13 protein-coding genes are annotated in these 20,512 nt (G+C 44.4%); 6 read left to right on the top strand and 7 right to left on the bottom strand.

Going from position 1 to position 20,512, the window contains the following annotated elements; genetic code table 11:
* The first annotated feature begins 47 nt into the window (after positions 1 to 47).
* Positions 48 to 3,527, top strand: a complete 3,480-nt coding sequence (mfd, locus tag IEY18_RS06080; protein ID WP_188918821.1) for a transcription-repair coupling factor — start codon at positions 48 to 50, stop codon at positions 3,525 to 3,527.
* The gene (locus IEY18_RS06075) at positions 3,527 to 4,528 is read left to right on the top strand and encodes a peptidoglycan binding protein CsiV (RefSeq protein WP_188918819.1); all 1,002 of its coding nucleotides are present in this window, start codon (positions 3,527 to 3,529) and stop codon (positions 4,526 to 4,528) included. Before mfd ends, IEY18_RS06075 begins: the two co-directional genes overlap by 1 nt.
* Before the next feature lie 147 nt (positions 4,529 to 4,675).
* On the opposite strand, the gene IEY18_RS06070 is transcribed toward IEY18_RS06075, so the two are convergent.
* From IEY18_RS06070 to IEY18_RS06055, 4 genes are all read right to left on the bottom strand, one after another.
* Positions 4,676 to 4,951: an acylphosphatase gene (locus IEY18_RS06070; RefSeq protein WP_188918817.1), complete on the bottom strand. Its 276-nt coding sequence runs from the start codon at positions 4,949 to 4,951 to the stop codon at positions 4,676 to 4,678.
* A 14-nt stretch (positions 4,952 to 4,965) separates the two neighbouring features.
* Positions 4,966 to 5,529, bottom strand: a complete 564-nt coding sequence (gene ycfP / locus IEY18_RS06065) for an alpha/beta hydrolase YcfP (protein WP_188918815.1) — start codon at positions 5,527 to 5,529, stop codon at positions 4,966 to 4,968.
* A gap of 81 nt (positions 5,530 to 5,610) precedes the next feature.
* Positions 5,611 to 6,633 carry a beta-N-acetylhexosaminidase gene (nagZ, locus tag IEY18_RS06060; RefSeq protein ID WP_188918814.1) on the bottom strand — a complete coding sequence of 341 codons (1,023 nt, stop codon included), beginning with the start codon at positions 6,631 to 6,633 and terminating at the stop codon, positions 5,611 to 5,613.
* Positions 6,630 to 6,881: a hypothetical protein gene (locus IEY18_RS06055; protein WP_188918813.1), complete on the bottom strand. Its 252-nt coding sequence runs from the start codon at positions 6,879 to 6,881 to the stop codon at positions 6,630 to 6,632. The genes nagZ and IEY18_RS06055 overlap by 4 nt, the downstream gene beginning before the upstream one ends.
* 76 nt (positions 6,882 to 6,957) lie before the next feature.
* Between IEY18_RS06055 and IEY18_RS06050 the strand changes: the two genes are divergently transcribed.
* Entirely contained in the window at positions 6,958 to 8,334 is a 1,377-nt protein-coding gene (locus IEY18_RS06050) for an L-serine ammonia-lyase (RefSeq protein WP_188918812.1), read from the top strand.
* 188 nt (positions 8,335 to 8,522) lie between these two features.
* Here IEY18_RS06050 and cysB read toward each other — a convergent pair whose 3' ends face one another.
* The gene (gene cysB / locus IEY18_RS06045; RefSeq protein ID WP_188918811.1) at positions 8,523 to 9,497 is read right to left on the bottom strand and encodes an HTH-type transcriptional regulator CysB; all 975 of its coding nucleotides are present in this window, start codon (positions 9,495 to 9,497) and stop codon (positions 8,523 to 8,525) included.
* Between the two features lie 231 nt (positions 9,498 to 9,728).
* Between cysB and IEY18_RS06040 the strand changes: the two genes are divergently transcribed.
* Positions 9,729 to 10,505 carry a hypothetical protein gene (locus IEY18_RS06040; RefSeq protein ID WP_188918810.1) on the top strand — a complete coding sequence of 259 codons (777 nt, stop codon included), beginning with the start codon at positions 9,729 to 9,731 and terminating at the stop codon, positions 10,503 to 10,505.
* 124 nt (positions 10,506 to 10,629) lie between these two features.
* Here the strand turns inward: IEY18_RS06040 and topA are convergent, their stop codons facing one another.
* Positions 10,630 to 13,278 (bottom strand): type I DNA topoisomerase, encoded by a 2,649-nt coding sequence (gene topA, locus IEY18_RS06035; RefSeq protein WP_188918809.1) that lies wholly within the window; start codon positions 13,276 to 13,278, stop codon positions 10,630 to 10,632.
* 335 nt (positions 13,279 to 13,613) lie between these two features.
* On the opposite strand from topA, the gene astB reads away from it, so the two are divergent.
* Positions 13,614 to 14,948: an N-succinylarginine dihydrolase gene (astB, locus tag IEY18_RS06030; RefSeq protein WP_188918807.1), complete on the top strand. Its 1,335-nt coding sequence runs from the start codon at positions 13,614 to 13,616 to the stop codon at positions 14,946 to 14,948.
* Between the two features lie 331 nt (positions 14,949 to 15,279).
* On the opposite strand, the gene IEY18_RS06025 is transcribed toward astB, so the two are convergent.
* The gene (locus IEY18_RS06025) at positions 15,280 to 18,927 is read right to left on the bottom strand and encodes a beta strand repeat-containing protein (protein WP_188918806.1); all 3,648 of its coding nucleotides are present in this window, start codon (positions 18,925 to 18,927) and stop codon (positions 15,280 to 15,282) included.
* A 224-nt stretch (positions 18,928 to 19,151) separates the two neighbouring features.
* Here IEY18_RS06025 and IEY18_RS06020 point away from each other — a divergent pair, with 224 nt between their 5' ends.
* Positions 19,152 to 20,459, top strand: coding sequence for a dicarboxylate/amino acid:cation symporter (locus IEY18_RS06020; protein WP_283103702.1), 1,308 nt, complete (start codon positions 19,152 to 19,154; stop codon positions 20,457 to 20,459).
* Positions 20,460 to 20,512: the final 53 nt, after the last annotated feature.

Below are 20,512 nucleotides of genomic sequence, written 5' to 3'. Positions count from 1 at the left end.
TCTACAATGGCGGCACAAATTTTGTGACCCAGCATCAATAGATTTCCATGACAGCTTTTAGTGTACTGACTCCGCCTAAACCTTTTAAAGCCGGTAAAACCCAATATATATCTGCCTCAAATGGCGTGGCGCAATCCATTACGTTAGCAAATATTGCTAAAGCGCACCGGGGCGTCAGCCTCATCGTGACTCATGATACGCCGTCTGCCATTGCACTGGAGTTGGAGCTGCAGTACTTATTAGCCCCCCATGCAATAAGCGTTTGCTTGTTTCCAGATCGTGAAACGCTTCCCTATGATAGCTTTTCACCGCATCAAGATTTGATTTCTCAGCGCCTCGCATCACTGTCAACGATGGCTCACCTAGAGCACGGAATTGTCATTGTTCCGGTCACAACGCTGATGGTGAAGCTGCCGCCAAAGAGCTTTATGCGCTCCAATGTATTCGCATTAAAACAAGGCGACAGCTACAACCTCCAGCAAGTACGCCAGCAGCTCACCGATAGTGGCTACCATTTGGTAGAACAAGTCTATGAACATGGCGAGTTCGCCATACGTGGCTCGATTCTCGATATTTTCCCAAGCGGTAGCGCAAATCCGCTACGAATCGAGTTATTTGACGACGAGGTGGAGTCGATTCGTCATTTCGATGTTGAAACGCAACGCTCTAGCACCCCGGTGAACACCATTGAAATGCTTCCAGCAAAAGAGTTTCCCACCGACAGCGCAGCCATTGAAGGTTTTAGACAACGTTACCGTCGTCAATTCGATACCATCGTAAAGGAAGCGGAATCAATTTATCAGCAAGTGAGCCGTAACATCATGCCAGCCGGCATAGAAAACTACTTGCCGCTTTTCTTCGATGAAACCGCGACACTTTTCGACTACTTACCAGAAAACGCACAAATTATCAGTTTGGGTGATATAGAAAACGCGGTGAATCATCATCTCGTCGAAATCCATCAGCGGTACGAAGACCGCAGAGTTGACCCGCTTCGTCCATTACTTGAGCCAAAACAACTTTACTTGTTGACTGAACAACTTTTTGCACAGCTAAAAGTGAAACCAAGATTTCACTTTGCTGCTGGTACTCAAGCCAGCGCGAAACAAATAGATGCGTTAGCACTACCACAAATTTCTGCAAATCATAAGCTTAAACAGCCTTTGCACGCACTCGCAGAGTATGTGGAACAAAATAGTAAAGTTCGTATTCTATTCAGTGCTGAATCTGAAGGCCGCCGTGAGGCACTATTTGAACTGCTCGCAAAAATAGATATACGCCCAGAGCTATTTGAGCATTTTGACGACTTTTTTCAAAGCAAAGCCATGCTCGGTTTAGTGGTTTCACCGCTGGCACAAGGCTGCATTCTCAAAACCAGTAAAACTCGAGAACTGGCGGTCATTTGCGAAACGGAACTATTTGGCAACCGGATTTCACAAACCCGTCGTCGCGAAAAACAGAAGCAAATTAGTAGCGACGCACTGATTAAAGATCTGGCCGAGCTAAAAGTTGGGCAACCTGTCGTTCACCTTGACCATGGGGTTGCAAAGTACCAAGGCTTAGAAACCCTTGATGCAGGTGGCGTGGTCGCAGAATATCTCAAACTTGAATATGCAGGTGGAGACAAACTCTATGTGCCCGTTGCGGCATTGCATTTGATTAGTCGCTACAGCGTCGGTGCAGAAGAAGACGCATCATTAAATAAGTTGGGGAATGAAACTTGGGCTAAAGCGAAGAAAAAGGCAATTGAAAAAATCCGCGATGTTGCCGCTGAACTGCTCGATGTATATGCAAGGCGTCAAGCAAGACCCGGCTTCGCTTGCGACATTGAACCCGAAGAATATGCACAATTTGCTCAAGGGTTTCCATTTGAAGAAACCGTAGATCAAGAAACATCCATTGATGCCGTTTTAACTGACATGTGCTCTCCTATCTCCATGGATCGGCTTGTTTGTGGCGACGTTGGTTTTGGTAAAACAGAAGTGGCAATGCGTGCTGCCTTTGTCGCCGTCAATGCAGGGAAGCAAGTTGCAGTTCTCGTGCCAACCACATTGCTTGCCCAACAACATTATGAAAACTTCAAAGACCGCTTTGCTGACTGGCCCGTAACCATTGACGTCATGTCGCGCTTTAAAACAGCGAAAGAGCAAAATCATGCCATGAGCCAGCTTTTAGATGGCAAGTTAGATATTATTATTGGCACCCATAAACTCCTTCAATCAAACGCAAAATTTGAAAACCTCGGCCTATTGATTATTGACGAAGAACATCGATTTGGCGTGCGACAAAAAGAAAAAATCAAAGCACTTCGTGCGAATGTTGATATTCTTACACTGACCGCAACCCCAATCCCTAGAACACTCAATATGGCGATGTCTGGCATGCGTGACCTTTCCATCATTGCCACTCCACCAGCAAAACGACTGGCCGTAAAAACCTTTGTTCGAGAGTATGATATCGCCACCGTCCGTGAAGCAATTTTGCGAGAAATCTTACGTGGTGGACAAGTCTACTTGCTACATAACAGTGTTGAATCAATAGAAAAATGTGCTGAAGATATACGTGAACTATTACCGGAAGCTCGCGTGGCAACGGCACATGGGCAAATGCGCGAGCGTGAGCTTGAAAAAGTCATGTCTGATTTCTATCACCAGAAATACAATGTCTTGGTATGTACCACCATTATCGAAACTGGCATTGATGTTCCAAGTGCCAACACCATTATCATCGATAGAGCCGACAAATTTGGCCTAGCGCAACTGCACCAGTTGAGAGGCCGTGTCGGTCGTAGCCACCATCAAGCCTATGCGTACATGATGACGCCACATCCAAAGCGTTTAACCACAGATGCCAAAAAACGTTTGGAAGCAATTGACGCCCTAGAGGAGCTGGGGGCAGGCTTTATGCTTGCAACCCAAGATTTAGAGATCCGTGGCGCAGGCGAGCTGTTAGGTGATGAACAAAGTGGACATATTTCCAAAGTCGGTTTCAGTCTATATATGGAAATGCTTGAATCTGCGGTAAAAGCACTCAAAGAAGGTAAACAACCGTCGTTGGCTTATATGCAAAATCAGCACTGTGAGATGGACCTACGCATTCCAGCTCTCCTGCCAGATGATTATGTGACTGACGTCAATACCCGCCTTTCTCTGTATAAGCGAATCGCAAATTGTGACTCAGAAAAAGCACTCGATGAATTGAAAGTAGAATTGATTGATCGCTTTGGTTTACTCCCTGATGCGACGAGAAACTTGTTCGACATTAGTCATTTCAAACAAATTGCAAATCAGCTTGGGGCAAGTAAAATCGACCTTCATGCTAAAGGTGGTAGCATTGAATTTGGAGAAAATCACAAAATAAATCCAGAGTTTATTATTGGCTTATTGCAATCCCAACCACAAATTTATCGAATGGAAGGCCCGAATAAGTTAAAGTTCAACCTTGCCACAGAAACAAGTAAAGAAAAGCTCAACCTAGTGAAATTACTACTTGAGCAACTGGCTCAAAACTGTATTGGAGATAAATAGTGTTTGGTAGACTGGCAACACTCGCGACAGGACTCGTCATCTCAACTAGCATTCACGCTAGCGATGCACCATGGTACGAAGTAGAGGTTTATCTATTTTCTCACCCAACGACTAGCACTGAACAATGGCCTGATAGTGTCACCCCAATTGAGACACAAGGCAGCGTTGATTTTATTGCGCCTTTAATCAAAACGGATATCAATGCAGCCAGTCTTGATCAAGCAGGTTGTACAGCCAATGATTGGGCTTTTAATCCAAGTTACTGTCAGCAACAAATTAGCCAACCCAGTGGTTCCCATTTAAAACATGTTCCGGTGACGATTGCCGCAGATACTGAGCAAGTGGCTTCAACGCGATTGCCACATGTATTATTGGCGAAGTCGCAAAGCCAGTTCGCCAATTATATTGCCAGTATAGAACGCGAACCCGCACACCAGTCATTACTGCATATGACCTGGCAGCAACCTATGCTACCAAGACATAGCGCTAAAGCTGTGCGAATTATAGGTGGCAAAGACTTTAGTGAACAGTTTCAAATGGATGGACGTATAGTCAGCCACAGTGTTGACGTACAAGCTTTGTCTGAATATGGGGCACTGGTTGACGATATCGTGCCTGCATCACCAAAACAGGTGTGGCAACTTGATGGAAAAATCAATATCTACCTTAACCACTATCTCTACATAGAAACGGCACTGAACTATAGAGAAGCTGGACGCAAAGCACTTCCATTAACACACAATTTGCAAACTCTAGAAGATCAGCAATTCGAATCGGCACATGTAACAGATACCGAGTTTTTATATGCGACACCTATGATTCAAAATCGAAGAGTGAGAAGTGGCGAAGTGCATTATCTTGATCACCCCAAACTAGGAATGATCGTTCAAATTAGGAAAATGCCGCAACCTAAAGCCGAGGTAAGCGGTTCCATGAGCACTGCTCAGCCAATCGAACCTGTGCCTGAAGCCTCTAACTCGCAGCCAAAAACCACAAAGTAATACTCTTTGGCTTGAGGTTTTTAACACCAAACCAAATATAAGAAAGGTGACCCTACGGTCACCTTCATTTTGTTCTAATCAAAGCTACGCACTGTATCTCAGCCGACTTCCCAAACATTTTGGTGCGATATAAAACATAATTTAAAACTAGCTTTGAATTACAGAGAAATCTAAATAGATTTCATCTGCATCATCTTCTTCAACCAAAACACTGCTCACACTTGCCATTGGCGAGCCGTGTTCACACCAAGCAATCAGTTGATCAACTGCAGGGTAAGCGCCTTGCGCAAGAATTAACACGGAAAGATCATCTTGATTCGTCACATACCCTGTCAGCCCTAGCGCTTGAGCCTTGAGCTGCGCATAGCGCCTAAACCCAACACCTTGGACTTCACCGATGACTTTGATCAACACTCGCTTCATGTTAACCCCTCACACTATGAGACTGCAGCCTGCCTCATTTCTTGGCCTTTAAAACGACTTATCATTTGCAAATGAGCAGCTAAGATAGGAAATTTGTGTGGTTGTTTATCATCCCAAACGACGTCATAGTACGGCGCTAATGTCTCAGCAATTAAAGCCGTGTCATGAACATCATTCTGGCGTGAAAGAATACAAACCGATCGCCCTTTATTCTTTAATCTAAATTGCGAAACACACTTCGCTGCAATATCTTCATATTCCTCGGGTCGATCAATACGCCCAAGCATATTGTCTTGAGGCTTTAAATTGGGATTAATGATGACCGACCTTAATCCGGTCAAAAATGCAACCCGTTCAGCCCAGAACCCGCCTAGGCCAACACCAACAATGATCGCGTTCGGATCATCGCTATACTCGAGCTGCTTTTTTACCTCATTCAGTAAATGAGTCATATCACTTCTTGGATGAAGTGTGCTGTAACTAATCAGGCGAACATCGTCATCAATAAATTGAAGCTGACGTACTTTTTCATGATTCCCTGGGCTCGTTGCATCAAACCCATGAAAATATAAAATCATCTTCGTTCTCCTCTATTACATGACTTGAAACGCCTAGTTACCTAAGCTAAACGCGAAAACGGTCACGTTTTTTGTGCTACATCAATATTTATTCATTCCTATCGATAAAGCTATCGTTTTGGCTTGTTGCCATCGACTTTCATCTTCTAACGCTACCGCAACTCGATTTCTGTTCAGTCTAAGCGCTTGACTCACATGCTCAGTCACATTTGGTAATGGCCAATCCAAGCCTTGAATAACTTCGTCAACACCTTGGCTGTCGTTGCACAATAAAATCATGTCGCATCCGGCTGTTAACGCTGCTTTAGCCCTTTCACAATAGCTGCCCGCAACGCTTGCACCTTTCATTCCCAAATCATCTGAAAAAATAACCCCATCAAATTTGAGTTGACCTCGCAGTATGTCTTGCAGCCAGTACTTAGAGAAACCTGCAGTATTGCTATCTACTTTAGAATAGACTACATGTGCAGGCATCACACCTTCTAACAGTCCATTTGAAATTAATTCAGCAAAGGGAAGTATATCTGAAGCGGCAATCTGTGCCATTGGGCGATCGTCTACCGGTAAGTCAATATGGGAGTCGGCGACAACACTACCGTGACCAGGAAAATGCTTTCCAACGGACTGCATGCCAGCTTGATGCATTCCATGAACAAAACGAGAGGCAATTTCAATCACTTGTTGAGGATGCCCAGCAAAGCTTCTTGATCCAATAACCTTTGAAACTCCATTCAAATCCAACACAGGCGCAAAGCTCAAATCAATATCACAAGCCATCAGTTCAATAGCCATTAAAAATCCAAGCTCTTCAGCCCATGCTGAGGCGGTCTTCGAGTCACCTTTGGCTGCCAGTAAAATATCACCCATGGCAGGAATTTTCGTAAAGCCTTCAATAAATCGCTGTACTCGACCGCCCTCTTGATCAACGGCAATCAAGATCTCAGGCTTAACGGCTCGAATTGATTGCACTAATTCAATAAGCTGCTGCCTGTTTTGATAATTTCGGCTAAACAATATCAAGCCACCCACCATAGGGTGAGCAATTCGCTTCCTTTCTTCTTGGGTCAATATCACCCCATCCACGTCTAGCATTAAATAACTCACACACACTCCAACATCAATGATTGCAGGCTAAGATTTTTGTCATTGTACCGCAGAATGATATCCGGCCAAGCCTGTAATCCGCGAAGCCTGCGACCTTCTTCTAATCGGAATTGCCATTGATGAGAATCGACTATATTTACGGCAAGCTTTACTTTGACTAATCCGATCTCAATCGGATAGAAATAACTAATGGGATGTATCGTCCAGTTCTGTGTGATACTAAGCGGCACGATACGAGAAATTAACAAGATCTGTTCCTCAATGTTCTTCATCCCAAGGCATAAGGCAAACAGACGAATAACTAATATTTATAGGATGCCAGCTATGATCAGTGTGTTCGACATGTTCAAAATAGGTATCGGGCCATCTAGTTCCCATACGGTTGGCCCCATGAAAGCGGGTTGTGCTTTCATCGAACGGCTCAGACAAAAGAATTTATTGCAAAATGTGGATGAACTCAGAGCGGAACTGTTTGGTTCTTTAGGGCAAACCGGCAAAGGCCATGGAACAGGCAAAGCAGTCATTCTGGGCTTAATGGGAGAAACGCCTGAAGCGGTAAATACCCATACCATTGAGCAGACTTTACTCGCGGTAGAGCAGAGCCAGTCTTTGACACTCTCCTGCGGGAAAACAATGCGATTTAGTCGAGAATCAGGTCTAACCTTCCATAGAAGGAAAACATTGCCCGCCCATGCCAATGCCATGACCCTATTTGCACTTCGCGACAACAGGACTATCTATGAACGCACCTACTATTCTGTTGGCGGTGGATTTGTTCTCGATGAAGAAGAAATTGAAAACTCAAATCCTGATATTGCCTCGCCTTTAGCTTGCGCGCCATATGAATTTGATAGCGCAAGCCAATTATTGAAACTATGCACAGAGCATGGACTCAGCATTTCATCGCTAATGCTAGCAAATGAAGTCTCAGTGATTGCAGAAACAGAAGTTCGCAAACAGTTGTGGCAGATATGGCAGACGATGAAATCTTGTGTTGAACAAGGTTATTTAAAAGAAGGCATTTTACCTGGCGGGCTCAAACTACGACGTAGGGCACCAGCGCTATACCGTAAGCTCAAAGCTGAAGGTCGACACAATGTCGACCCACTCAATGCAATGGATTGGGTGGATCTATTTGCACTTTCTGTCAATGAGCAAAATGCGGCAGGAGATCGAGTTGTAACCGCACCAACCAATGGTGCGGCAGGCATCATTCCTGCGGTACTGTGTTATTACGATCGCTTTGTACAGGAAGTCGATGAAGATGTGTGCTGTCGTTACTTATTAACCGCTGCTGCTATCGGCATACTTTACAAAAAGAATGCCTCCATTTCTGGTGCCGAAGTCGGCTGTCAGGGTGAAGTCGGTGTCGCCTGCTCTATGGCCGCCGCAGCTTTAACTGAAATTATGGGCGGGACCGTTGAGCATGTCGAGAATGCGGCAGAAATTGGTATGGAGCACAATTTGGGGCTCACCTGCGACCCTGTCGGTGGACTCGTTCAAGTCCCGTGCATCGAACGCAATGCCATGGGCGCAGTAAAAGCAATTAACGCCTCTAGAATGGCGTTAAGAGGCGATGGCAACCACAAAGTCTCGCTCGACAAAGTCATCAAAACGATGATGGATACAGGCAAAGACATGCGCAGTAAATACAAGGAAACTGCAAAAGGTGGTTTAGCGGTTAATATCGTAGAATGTTAAAGACCACCCATACGAGCACTATTTGCCGACATATTGATGTGAGCCGTATGCGTTGAAAATTGCGTGTATATAAGGGTGATGTGTTTAAATGACTCTATAGCAATCGCGAATAAAAAAGCCCCTGAGCTTACATCATGGGCTTTTTTTCAATGCTATCATTAATTCATAACGCTTAAATGATGCTTGATTTAGCGTACAGGTAACTCAATATTGTTAAACATCGCTTCAATCATTTGCGGATCGCGTAAGCTAATCGCTTGTTCAACCACGGGACGGGTCAAATGCGGCGCAAACAATTCAATAAATTCATACATATAACTTCTTAAAAAGCTTCCCTTTCTAAAGCCAATCTTTGTCGTGCTATGTGCGAACAAATGACTCGCATCAATCGCGACTAAATCTTTGTCTAAGACTGGGTCAATGGCCATTGAAGCAATCACCCCAACACCTAGCCCCAATCGCACATAAGCTTTTAAAACATCGGCACTGGTTGCACTAAATACCACTCGCGGCTCGAGCCCTGCACGATTAAACGACTTCTCAATCTCAGAAGCTCTATCAAAACCAAATACATAGGTAACCAGCGGGAAACGAGCTAAATCTTGAATACTAATATTTCCCCGTGCTGCAAGAGGATGGTCTTTCGTGACAACAATGGAACGATTCCAGTGGTAGCAAGGAAGCATGATGAGGTCTGAATATAAATGCATGGCCTCTGTTGCAATAGCAAAATCCGCATCGCCTCTCGCCGCTTGTTCGCTAATTTGCGATGGTGTACCTTGATGCATATGCAGGTTAACTTTAGGATATCTCTCAATAAAGTTCTTAATGATATGGGGCAGCGCGTACCGAGCCTGCGTATCGGTTGTTGCGATATTTAGCTCGCCTTGATCTGGCTTTGTATATTCTTCAGCAACTTTTTTAATACTTTCAACTTTACCTAAAATATCATTCGCAATGTCAATAACTTGCTGACCAGCTGGTGTCACATGAGTGAGATGTTTACCACTACGCCCAAAGATCTGAATTCCTAGCTCATCTTCAAGCATACGAACTTGCTTACTTATCCCGGGTTGAGATGTATACAGGTTCTCTGCGGTTGCGGACACATTCAGGTTATGGTTAACCACCTCCGCAATATATCTGAGCTGTTGCAGCTTCATGTTTCATCCCTTTCGATAAAATTCCTAAATTGCGACTACAATCAGGTTTGTTTAGCCATTGTTAACTATAATGATTGGTTATAGTACATCGTGCAAATTAAATCAATTCGGTATATAGAGGAGATTCGACATAATTCATGTTGAATTGCAGCTAATCTTAGCATTTGAGAACTATGCTAGCTTGTTGATTTATTGTAGCATTGGCCTAATGATAGAAATGACGGAACAGTTATGACATTTACTTTGGTTTTGCTTCTCATTGGTGCGCTGTTGTTAATGGTTATTGGCATCAATGTCATCCAGCAACAAAAGGAACGCGCTGAAGCAGAAAAACGTATAGAAATGGCGAAGCAAAGAGCAATCATTGAAGAAACCGAAGAAGTACTGTCTAATTTTGGGCTTATCCTCCCCACGCCAAACACCTCACTGATTTTATATCGCCGCGTTTTTGAAGCACTTAAAACAGCAGCGGCACTCTCAACAAGTCAGCAGGCAGATTATCAAAGACGAATTGCGGATATTTCAGGGTTAATTGAAAAGCTCAATCAAACACCACCGACGGCACCGAGCGTCGAAAGCTTTCGATTGCCAGATGATGATAAAAAAGTACTTTCAATTGTAAAAACTCTAAAAAAGCTCAAGGCTATTCTTCGTGCAGAGCACAATAAAGGGAAAGTAGAGCCAAACATTTTTGCTGAAGAAGAAAGTCGCATAGACAGCCTACAATTAAGAATCAATGTTGAGTCGATGATTTCTAGAGCGCGCTCTGCATGTTATTTAAAGCAATATGGCTCAGCAAAACAAATGGTCACTAAGGCACTTGGAACGCTACAAGCAATTAAAGCCCAAAGCCCAAATGACCCTTTTATTGGCAAAAAAGTTGATGAAGCCAAACAGTTATTAAATGAGATTATGGGTGCCCAAGATACGAATGCACCAATCGTGCAGAAACCCAAGGACGAAGAAGACGATATTGATATGTTATTCCAACCGAAGAAGAAATGGTAAAAGCTTTCTTTAAGGTTATCGTCAAAAGTTAACGTCTACAAAGCTAATAAAAAAACCGCCCTAAAGGCGGTTTTTTGTTTTGAGGAGTGAGCCAAAGCGAAAACACTTTAACTCAGCCATACGTTTATTTCGCTTTAGTCTTGCGTTTTTTGGTCCACTCAGCAACCCATTTGCCATCGATATATTTAGCAACCCACCCAGTGGCTTTACCATCAATATCACTCGCAACGTATTGCTCTTTCGTCTTCCGGCTAAATTTAACGGCAGCTTTATTACCGTCATCATCAGCTACTGGCGCATCGGCCAAATACTGATATTTTGGCCACAGCAGCTCACGATACTTCACCAGCTCTTCAACTAGCGGAGCACGAGTCTCTCTTGATTTAGGGAACGTGCTTGCTGCTAAGAATATACCCGCAGCACCATCTCGTAATACAAAATGAGCATCTGACTTTGTACACTTAAGCTCAGGTAAGAAGATAGGATCTTCTTTTGGCGGTGCAGCTTCACCACTCTTCAGGAGTTTACGTGTGTTTTTACAATCTTCATTGGTACAGCCAAAGTATTTGCCAAATCGACCATTCTTTAACTCCATATCATGGCCGCAGCGGTCACATTCAAGCACAGGGCCTTCGTAACCTTTGATCTTAAACTGTCCGAGTTCGACCTCATAGCCTTCACATAGCGGGTTGTTACCGCAAACGTGCAACTTACGCGTTTCGTCAATGAGATAGCTGTCCATTGCTGTACCACACTTCTCACAGCGGTGTTTCGCTCTAAGCGCATCAGTTTCAGCGTCTTCACTATTCTCACTAATTGCTTCTTCACCCGGAGTCAGGTTCATTGTGGTTTTGCAGCGTTCTTTAGGCGGCAATGCGTAACCGGAGCAGCCTAAGAATACTCCTGTTGTTCCTGTTCGAATCCCCATTGGGCGCTCACAGGTTGGACACTTGATACTGTCGGTAAGCACCATTTGATTCGGGCGCATTCCACCTTCTTCCGGTGGAAGGTCAGCTTTCGCTAATTGTTTAGTGAAATCTGCGTAGAAGCCGTCAAGCACTTTCTGCCAGTCAAGCTCACCTTGGGCAACATCATCTAAGGTTTGTTCCATACCCGCGGTGAAATCATAGTTCATTAAATCACTAAAACTATTCACCAGACGGTCACTAACAATTTCACCCATCTTTTCTGCGTAGAAACGCTTATTGTCCACACGAACATAACCACGATCTTGAATGGTTGAAATAATCGTTGCATAAGTCGATGGGCGACCAATACCACGCTTTTCTAGCTCTTTAACCAGTGATGCTTCACTGTAGCGTGCAGGTGGCTTGGTAAAATGCTGCTTTGGCAGTAGCTCTTGCAACGCCAAATCTTCACCTTTTTCAACAACTGGTAATGTGTTGTCTTCTTCATTTTTCTTTTTCAAAGCAGGCTGAACTCGTGTCCAACCATCAAAACGAAGCGTGCGGCCATTGGCTTTCAACTCGTAATCACCCGCTGCGACGATGAGCTTTGTTGCATCATACTGTGCCGGTGTCATTTGACAGGATACAAACTGACGCCAAATTAATTCGTACAAACGCTGAGCGTCTCGCTCCATTGCCGTTAAAGAAGCGGACTGAACATTGACATCAGAAGGACGAATCGCTTCGTGCGCCTCTTGTGCGCCTTCTTTACTTCCGTAACGAATTGGCGATTCTGGCAAATATTTATCACCAAAAGAATCCGAAATCATCGCACGAACACTATCAAGCGCTTCTTGGCTTAAGTTTGTCGAGTCTGTACGCATATAAGTAATATGCCCAGCTTCGTACAACCTTTGCGCCATCATCATGGTCTTTTTCACACCAAAGCCCAAGCGCGTACTCGCGGCTTGCTGAAGTGTAGACGTGATGTAGGGAGCTGATGGTTTGCTCTTGGTCGCTTTATCTTCACGAGACAAAACACGATAACTCGCAGCAGATAGTGCTGAAACCGCATTCTGAGCTTGCTGCTCGTTTACAGGATTAAATGCTTTACCGGCATAACGATGCACTTGCATTTTTAGCGGTTCAGCCTGCTGTGTATGAAGCGATGCGTGAATATCCCAAAACTCTTCGGGCACAAATGCCTTGATTTCGGCTTCTCTTTCAACGACTAGTCGAGTTGCTACCGATTGAACACGCCCTGCGGACAAGCCTCTAGCAACTTTCTTCCATAACAGCGGCGATGCCATAAACCCAACCACGCGGTCGAGAAATCGACGTGCCTGCTGAGCATTAACCATATTAATGTCTAGCTCTGATGGTTGGCTAAATGCATCTTGAATGGCTGACTTTGTAATTTCATTAAATACAACACGTTGATAGCGAGACTCATCGCCACCAATAATTTGCTGCAAATGCCAGGCAATGGCTTCCCCTTCGCGGTCCAAATCGGTCGCGAGATAGATTTTATCAGCATTCTCAGCCAAAGCCTTGAGGTCTTTAACCACCTTTTCTTTGCCCGGCAACACTTGATACTTGGCTGCCCAGCCTTTCTCTGGATTGACGCCCATTCGCGCAACGAGAGCCTTTTTCTCCTTCATTTTTTTATAGCGGGCTTTTTCATCCGGCGACATTTTTTTCAACTCAGCAGCAGTTTTAGCTTTAACTGAGCTGTCTGCAGTTGAAGATGTCGGCAGATCCCTTACGTGGCCCACACTCGATTTCACAATGAATTCTTTGCCAAGATATTTATTAATAGTCTTAGCTTTGGCCGGCGATTCGACAATAACTAACGATTTTCCCATAGTTTGATATGCGCCAAAAAATCTCAGAAAGGTGGAAATTGGCACCATATATAGAGGGTTGTTGCACGACTTTCAAGTCAATCCCTCTTTTATGTGTGCTAGCGAGTCACTTTTTAAACAATTTGCTAAAAAGTGCAAAAAATAAAATTTCGTTATTAAAAACTAATATTTCATTATTCACGATGACGCAAGTAATAGTTATGCAATTATTAGTAAAACCACAAATATTCTCGATAAAGCACCACTTGTGAAGCCGAGTAGCTTACGTATACTTGTGCCATTCTGAGCCTACATTTTTATAAAAATCAGATCCAAATCACCTTATAGGAGCACCAATGAAGCATTTTGAAGCGAATTTCGATGGATTAGTCGGGCCAACACACAATTATGCTGGACTTTCTTTTGGCAATGTCGCCTCTTTTAGCAATGCTGAATCGGTATCAAACCCCAAAGCAGCTGCCAAACAAGGTCTCAGGAAAGCAAAAGCGCTCGCTGATCTGGGAATGACACAAGGGCTATTGGCTCCACAAGAGCGCCCAGATGTCCATACACTGCGTCGAATTGGTTTTTCTGGTACAGATGCGGAAGTTTTACAAAAAGCGGCTCAAGACGCCCCTGCGCTGCTTCAGGCTTGTTGTAGTGCTTCAAGTATGTGGACTGCAAATGCCGCGACCGTTTCTCCAAGCGCTGATACGCGAGATGGTAAAATCCACTTCACACCTGCAAACCTTGTCGATAAATTACACCGAAGCATTGAGCCGTCTACGACTGGACGGATTTTACAAGCAACCTTTGCTGACCCGAAGTTCTTTCATCATCATTCGCATTTACCAGAACATGCAAGTTTTGGTGATGAAGGCGCGGCCAACCATACGCGCCTGTGCGCGGAGTATGGACATGCTGGTGTCGAACTATTTGTGTATGGACAAGAAGCGACAAACCCATCAGCGTTAAAGCCGAAAAACTTTCCGGCAAGACAAACCAAAGAAGCCTCAAGCGCTGTTGCGCGACTCCACCAGCTTGATGACGAAAGCTGCGTGTTTATGCAACAAAACCCAGACGTAATTGATCAAGGAGTGTTCCATAACGACGTTATCGCTGTGGGTAACCAAAATGTACTTTTTTATCATGAACAAGCGTTTCTAGAAACTGATACGAAATTTGCAGAAATCCAAGCCAAGATAAATGCTGAAATGCACTTTATTGAAGTACCAACGCACAAAGTAAGTATTCAAGACGCTGTAGCAAGTTACTTATTCAATACCCAAGTGATAACGTTACCAAATGGTGAAATGGCAATTATCGCACCGACTAACTGCCAAGAAAATCAAGCAGTTTCTCGCTATCTAGAGGAATTAGTTACCCTAGGCACACCGATCAAACAAGTAAAGTACTTTGATGTCAAACAAAGTATGCAAAATGGCGGTGGTCCAGCCTGTTTGCGATTACGTGTCGCAATGAATGAAATAGAAAAAGCAGCTGTAAACCAGAACACCTTACTAGATGACGCGCTGTTTACCCGTCTCAATCAATGGGTGGATAAACACTATCGGGACCGCCTCACTGCCAAAGAATTAGCTGATCCACAGCTATTAATTGAATCAAGAACAGCGCTTGATGAGCTCACACAAATCATGCACCTAGGCAGTGTGTATCAGTTTCAGCGTTAATCAGCGTTAATCAGCGTTAAAAAGTGTCGAGCAATCAACCTTCTTCGGTCACATAAAGAACTGTTGAAAACAAAACACGACAAGCCCCAATTTGGGGCTTTTTATTGAACTGGTTTCTATGGAAGGCACAAGTATCAATTTACAGTCCATATTTGTCCCCCTTAAACAACGGTCGACCAGCACGTCAGATTGCTAGTACCACCAGCTAAACGATAAGCAACTTTGCTGCTACCACAGCGCAATTCACCAATTAACTATCGAATGACAAAAGTCGGTTCAATAAAAAAAAGCCTGCATCAGCAGGCTTTCTAAAAACGATTGACACCCGCAATTAACCTGCGTCAATTACCGTTACAGAAACAGAAACTGGGTCGCCTTTTGGCGTTTTCACTGTAATTGTTAACGTGCCGGTTGTTTTTTGGTTTGGCGACGATTCCGTTCCAACCGTAAAAGCATAAACAAGCGGCTTATTAGAACTATTACTACCAACTGTATACGAAGTGGTTGCTGAAGAAAGTACACCATTATCGGTCACAGCAGAAATTTCTGTGCCATAAGGCAAGGTATTATTATTCACGTCTGACGTAAACAAATATACTGTTTGTGGCGCTTCAATAATCAAGTTAATCGGCGCTACTGGCGAGATTGCGCCTGCCGAAATATTTGTCAATTTAAGCTGAGGCGAACTACCGGCCATAACAAGAGTCAGGTTACGGAACACGTTCAGCTCAGCTCTAAAGTTACCGCTACCGGTATCAGTACAAGCCGCTTCAGAACCCGCAGCACACAACAGCCCTGTATATAACCCGTCTTCTGCATCAAACGAGCCGTTGGTGTTGTAATCAACAAACTCTTCGTTAACTGCACCAGCTGGTGTAACACCTGGCGTTGCAGCATCACGATAACGACCATCCTCATTGTGATCGGTAAACGCTTCGGTTATATCACCGAATGGCTCACCTGAATCATATAAGCCATTACCGTTCAAATCGACAAAGCTCTCTTCACCAATCGCATAAGCCGTCACGGTAGCACGGCCAGGACGCGGCTCAGCAATGACAGAGTTGGTACCATCAGTAAATCCGGCAACGGTTGTACCAATACATGGCGGAGACATACTGCCAAATCCATCAATTACCGGACATGTCACACTTGTTCCTTCAAATGGGCGAGGGTCTTGGCTACGCCATTCAACAGTACACCCACCATCTGGAGAAACACCATCGGCTTTCGTCCCAGTGGAACACGTAGAGTCAATTGCTCCGCCTTCGGTTCTAAACGCCATTACAGTCCCACTGGGGACAAGGTTATTGAAATGATCCGCTGCCAGCACAGTTACATCCACCGTTTCATTGTCAAAATTCCAACCTTCGGGGTTTAAAATTGATGCAGCTTGAGAAAAGCTATCGTTGTCTGCAATTCCGGTCGTCACGACTAACTCAGCAGATACATTTGAAATAATGTCATTATGCCCACTCGTTGTACTACCAGACCATTGAGCAAATACTTTGACAGGCGTTGGCACATCACCAGCTTTAACAATGACAGAAACTTCCCCCGTTGCCGTTGTAAAGCCAACGGCATACTTATTGGGTGCGTCTAAATCAGTAGGGTATTCCGGCTCACCGACTTGAGGCATATTCGAACAATCGGCAAAGTCTTCTGCTCGCGGTGACGGGCTGAGAGACATCCCCCCCAATTCATTACTCAGCTCAAAACAAACTTTTTCGCCGGGTGCTGGTTGAGCCGTTTCATCTAAGAGTTTGAACGTCACGACAGATGTTTCATCTCGCTCGCCAGCACCAGCTAAACCGCCTGTACCGCGCAGCGCTAACAAGGTCGGGGTCGCTGAGACATATTGCAGTGACCCAACGCTGACAGCACCAACAGTAACATCAGTCGTTGCATTGACGGCTCCGCCACCAGTCACAGCTGAAACGGTAATGGTATCAGCACCTTCACAACCCGCGGCACGATATGTAGTAAACCCTCGACCAGCATTGGTCACGACTGGCGAATCAATAAATGCTGTACCCGCTGCGACACATTGTGAAGTAAACTCTAGCGTAAATGGTTGGCTTGTTTCGACAAAACCATCTGGATCCAATACCGTCACATTCACAATCGTCGAACCACCTGCTGGCAGTGTTTCAGTACCAACCTCTGTAGAAATATCTAAAGAGATATTAACTCGGCCAATTTCAAACGCTTTTGTACTGGTAACCTCTTGAACTTGCAGTGTAACTTCACCTGCTCCGACATCACCATCAGCGTATAAATCTAATACAGCTTTACCGTCATCATTGGTAATCGCTGTGCCTGAAGCTGGACTAATTGCCCCAAGAGTTGTCGCTGCCGAAACAAGTACTTGCTGCAGTGGCTGGGTGCTACCAGAGCGAGTCACTGTTGCGCCAATAATACCAGGGCGTTCATTAGTAATATTGTCTGTGGCAGTACAAACTTCAAAGTTCTTTAACGATTTGTCAAAACCTGGCGCATCATTACAATCATAAATATCGAAACTGATTTCCGGGCTCGCTTCAACCGGATCAATCTCATCACCAGCGGTTACAAAACCAACGATAGCTTGAGTCGAACCATAGCTTGCCGTAATTTCACCAGCACCTTCTATACTGCCCGCAGTAATAACAATACTGGCTTGACCAAGCACGTCGGTTAATGCCGTACCTTGCGCTGGCAAGAAAGAACCTAGCGTACTTGAAAAGCTAACAACTTTACCTTCTAGCGCAACATCATCTTTATCTAGCAGGGTTACCGTCACTTTTCCAGGCTCTGCCGAAGTAACGGTTGTGGTTGGCGCACCTGTCACATTGTTTGTCAACGCAATATTTAGCTTATTTGCCTCACCGTCACCACCAGGCGCATCGCCTGCGACTTCGTAATTGAATGTATCCGATATTTGGTCTTCGCCAAGTGTAAAGGTAGCGGTTACCGTACCAGCACCTGCAATTGTATCCGTAACCAAAGTCACTTTAGCTTCACCGATAGTGTTCGTAAGTGCAGAGCCAGAGCTTGGGTTGATGTTACCTTCACCATTGACACTAAATGAAACTGTTTGAAATGATGCCGCAATACCATTTTGAGTTAAGGTTGCAACAACTGAACCGGGTTCAGCTTGTGTGATATCACGAAGTACAGCACCTGCAGAATCAACTATCGTCAACTCAATGTTATAGTCATCAATCGGCTTGGGTTCGATGTAATCCCCTAGCGTTGTAAATCCGATTGTTACCTCATTGCCTTCGACACTCGCCGTAATCGTTGAAGCGCCAGCTGTGGTACCCGCGGTTAAGTCTATCGATGCGACACCGTTCGTGTTGGTCAAAGCAGTACCAGAAGTGGGGTTAAATGCCCCTAAATCAGATGAAAATGAAATCACTTCATTCGCAAGAGGCTCATTTAAAGAGTTGGTATAAGTGGCTCGAACAACGCCTGGGACCGCATTACTTATTTGAGTAATCGCTTGTCCTGCTGAATTAACCAATTCGACAGAGAGCAAGTTTCCTGTGACAGGGGTTGTGCCACCATCTCCTCGAGAGCTAAACGACAAACTATTCGAAACTGTATCACCACTAACAACATACTCTGCGGTCACAGTGCCGGAGCCAGCTTCAGTTCCAGGGAGAATTGAAATCTGTGCAATACCGCTGGCATTGGTTAAAGCGCTCGCTGCCGGTGGATTTAAAACACCTTGGCCATCAATGCTATAGGTTATTCGAGCACTGGGAACTGGGTCTCCATTTAGAGTCAGTGATGCAAAGAGTACACCTGGTGTTGCTTCGGAAACCTCTGTTATCGCCGAACCATTAGCATCTTGTAGAGCTAGGTTGAGCGCGTAAGTATCTTGATCCGGTGTGGTTCCACCACTGCCGTCGTCAGAAATATTACCACCGCCACCACAGGCAACAATGAAGAGAGAACATAGTACCGCACTTAAAAACTTGTAAGCTGACTTCATTGTCAGGCTCCCTGTTATTCTAAAAAAACCAAAGCTTTCTGCTTATAACTTATAGATTAACATTACACAAATATCATGCAACATATTCATCAATAGAAGCTTTTATTTGAGACGCTTTTCAAAAAACCTTGTTTATGCGCACTTTCATTTGTTCAACTATTCTTGGTAGGCTTAAGGGTTAGAAGCAAATATAAAATTAAAAATCATTAGAAAAGGGTGTCATTTTGATCACTAAAAACAAATTGGGCCTCACCGCCAAAATACTTTTGGGTATGTTGCTGGGTGTCATACTTGGCCTACTACTTAGAAATCTGTTTCCTGGAAGTGAATGGGTTGAAACTTATTTAACCAAAGGATTGCTTCATGTCATTGGAACCATCTTTATTTCAAGCTTGAAAATGCTTGTTGTGCCTTTGGTTTTCGTTTCGCTTGTTTGCGGAACCTGCTCTCTTTCGGAGCCTTCAAAACTAGGTCGGCTTGGTGGAAAAACACTATTGTTCTATTTATTTACCACGGCTATCGCACTATCTGTGGCTATCTTAGCGGCAATTGTTATCCATCCTGGAAATGCTTCAATGGTCACTGAGAACATGAGCTTTTCGGCCAAGATAGCGCCGAGCCTAGCAGATGTGATCATCAATATTGTGCCAACCAACCCGCTCAAGGCAATGAGTCAGGGCAATATGTTGCAGATCATCATTTTTGCCGTAATCTTTGGTTTCGCAATTGCACATATTGGAGAGCGAGGTAGACGAGTCGCACGCCTTTTTGATGACTTAAATGAAGTAATCATGCGCGTTGTTACGCTCGTGATGCAGCTCGCTCCTTATGGTGTGTTTGCTCTCATGGCAAAACTGTCATTAACTCTCGGTGTTGAAACATTTGGCAGCGTCGTGAAGTACTTCTTTGTCGTCTTAGGGGTGTTGTTGATCCATGCTTTTGTGGTCTACCCCACATTATTGAAAACATTTTCAGGATTAAGCCCAATTACTTTTATGAGGAAAATGCGCGATGTCCAACTGTTTGCTTTTAGCACCGCAAGTTCTAATGCGACCTTACCCGTTACCATTGAAACCGCTGAGCACCGTTTAGGCGTTGACAATAAAATCGCATCATTTACTTTACCGCTTGGGGCAACAATCAACATGGATGGCACCGCGATAATGCAAGGTGTCGCGACCGTGTTTATCGCTCAGGTCTTTGGTATTGAATTGACCATTACCGACTATATCACCGTTGTAGTTACCGCTACACTCGCCTCTATTGGTACTGCTGGTGTTCCTGGGGTTGGACTCATAATGTTGGCTATGGTCCTAAACCAGGTTGGTTTACCTGTAGAAGGTATCGCACTGATTATTGGTGTAGATCGTTTACTAGATATGGTTAGAACAGCCGTAAACGTCACTGGAGATACTGTCGCAACACTGGTCATTGCAAAATCTGAGGAAGGATTTAACCAAGATACATTCCACAACCCAGATGCTGGTCGAGTTGCACCAACTTTTGATGAACAAGTTCACCTGAACGAATAGACGAACTTACACCCAATGAAAAGGCGCCAATATTGGCGCCTTTTTTATTCTCG

It is taken from the genome of Shewanella gelidii, assembly GCF_014647855.1.
GTDB lineage: Bacteria > Pseudomonadota > Gammaproteobacteria > Enterobacterales > Shewanellaceae > Shewanella > Shewanella gelidii.
This window is presented reverse-complemented; position numbering and strand designations above follow the sequence as displayed.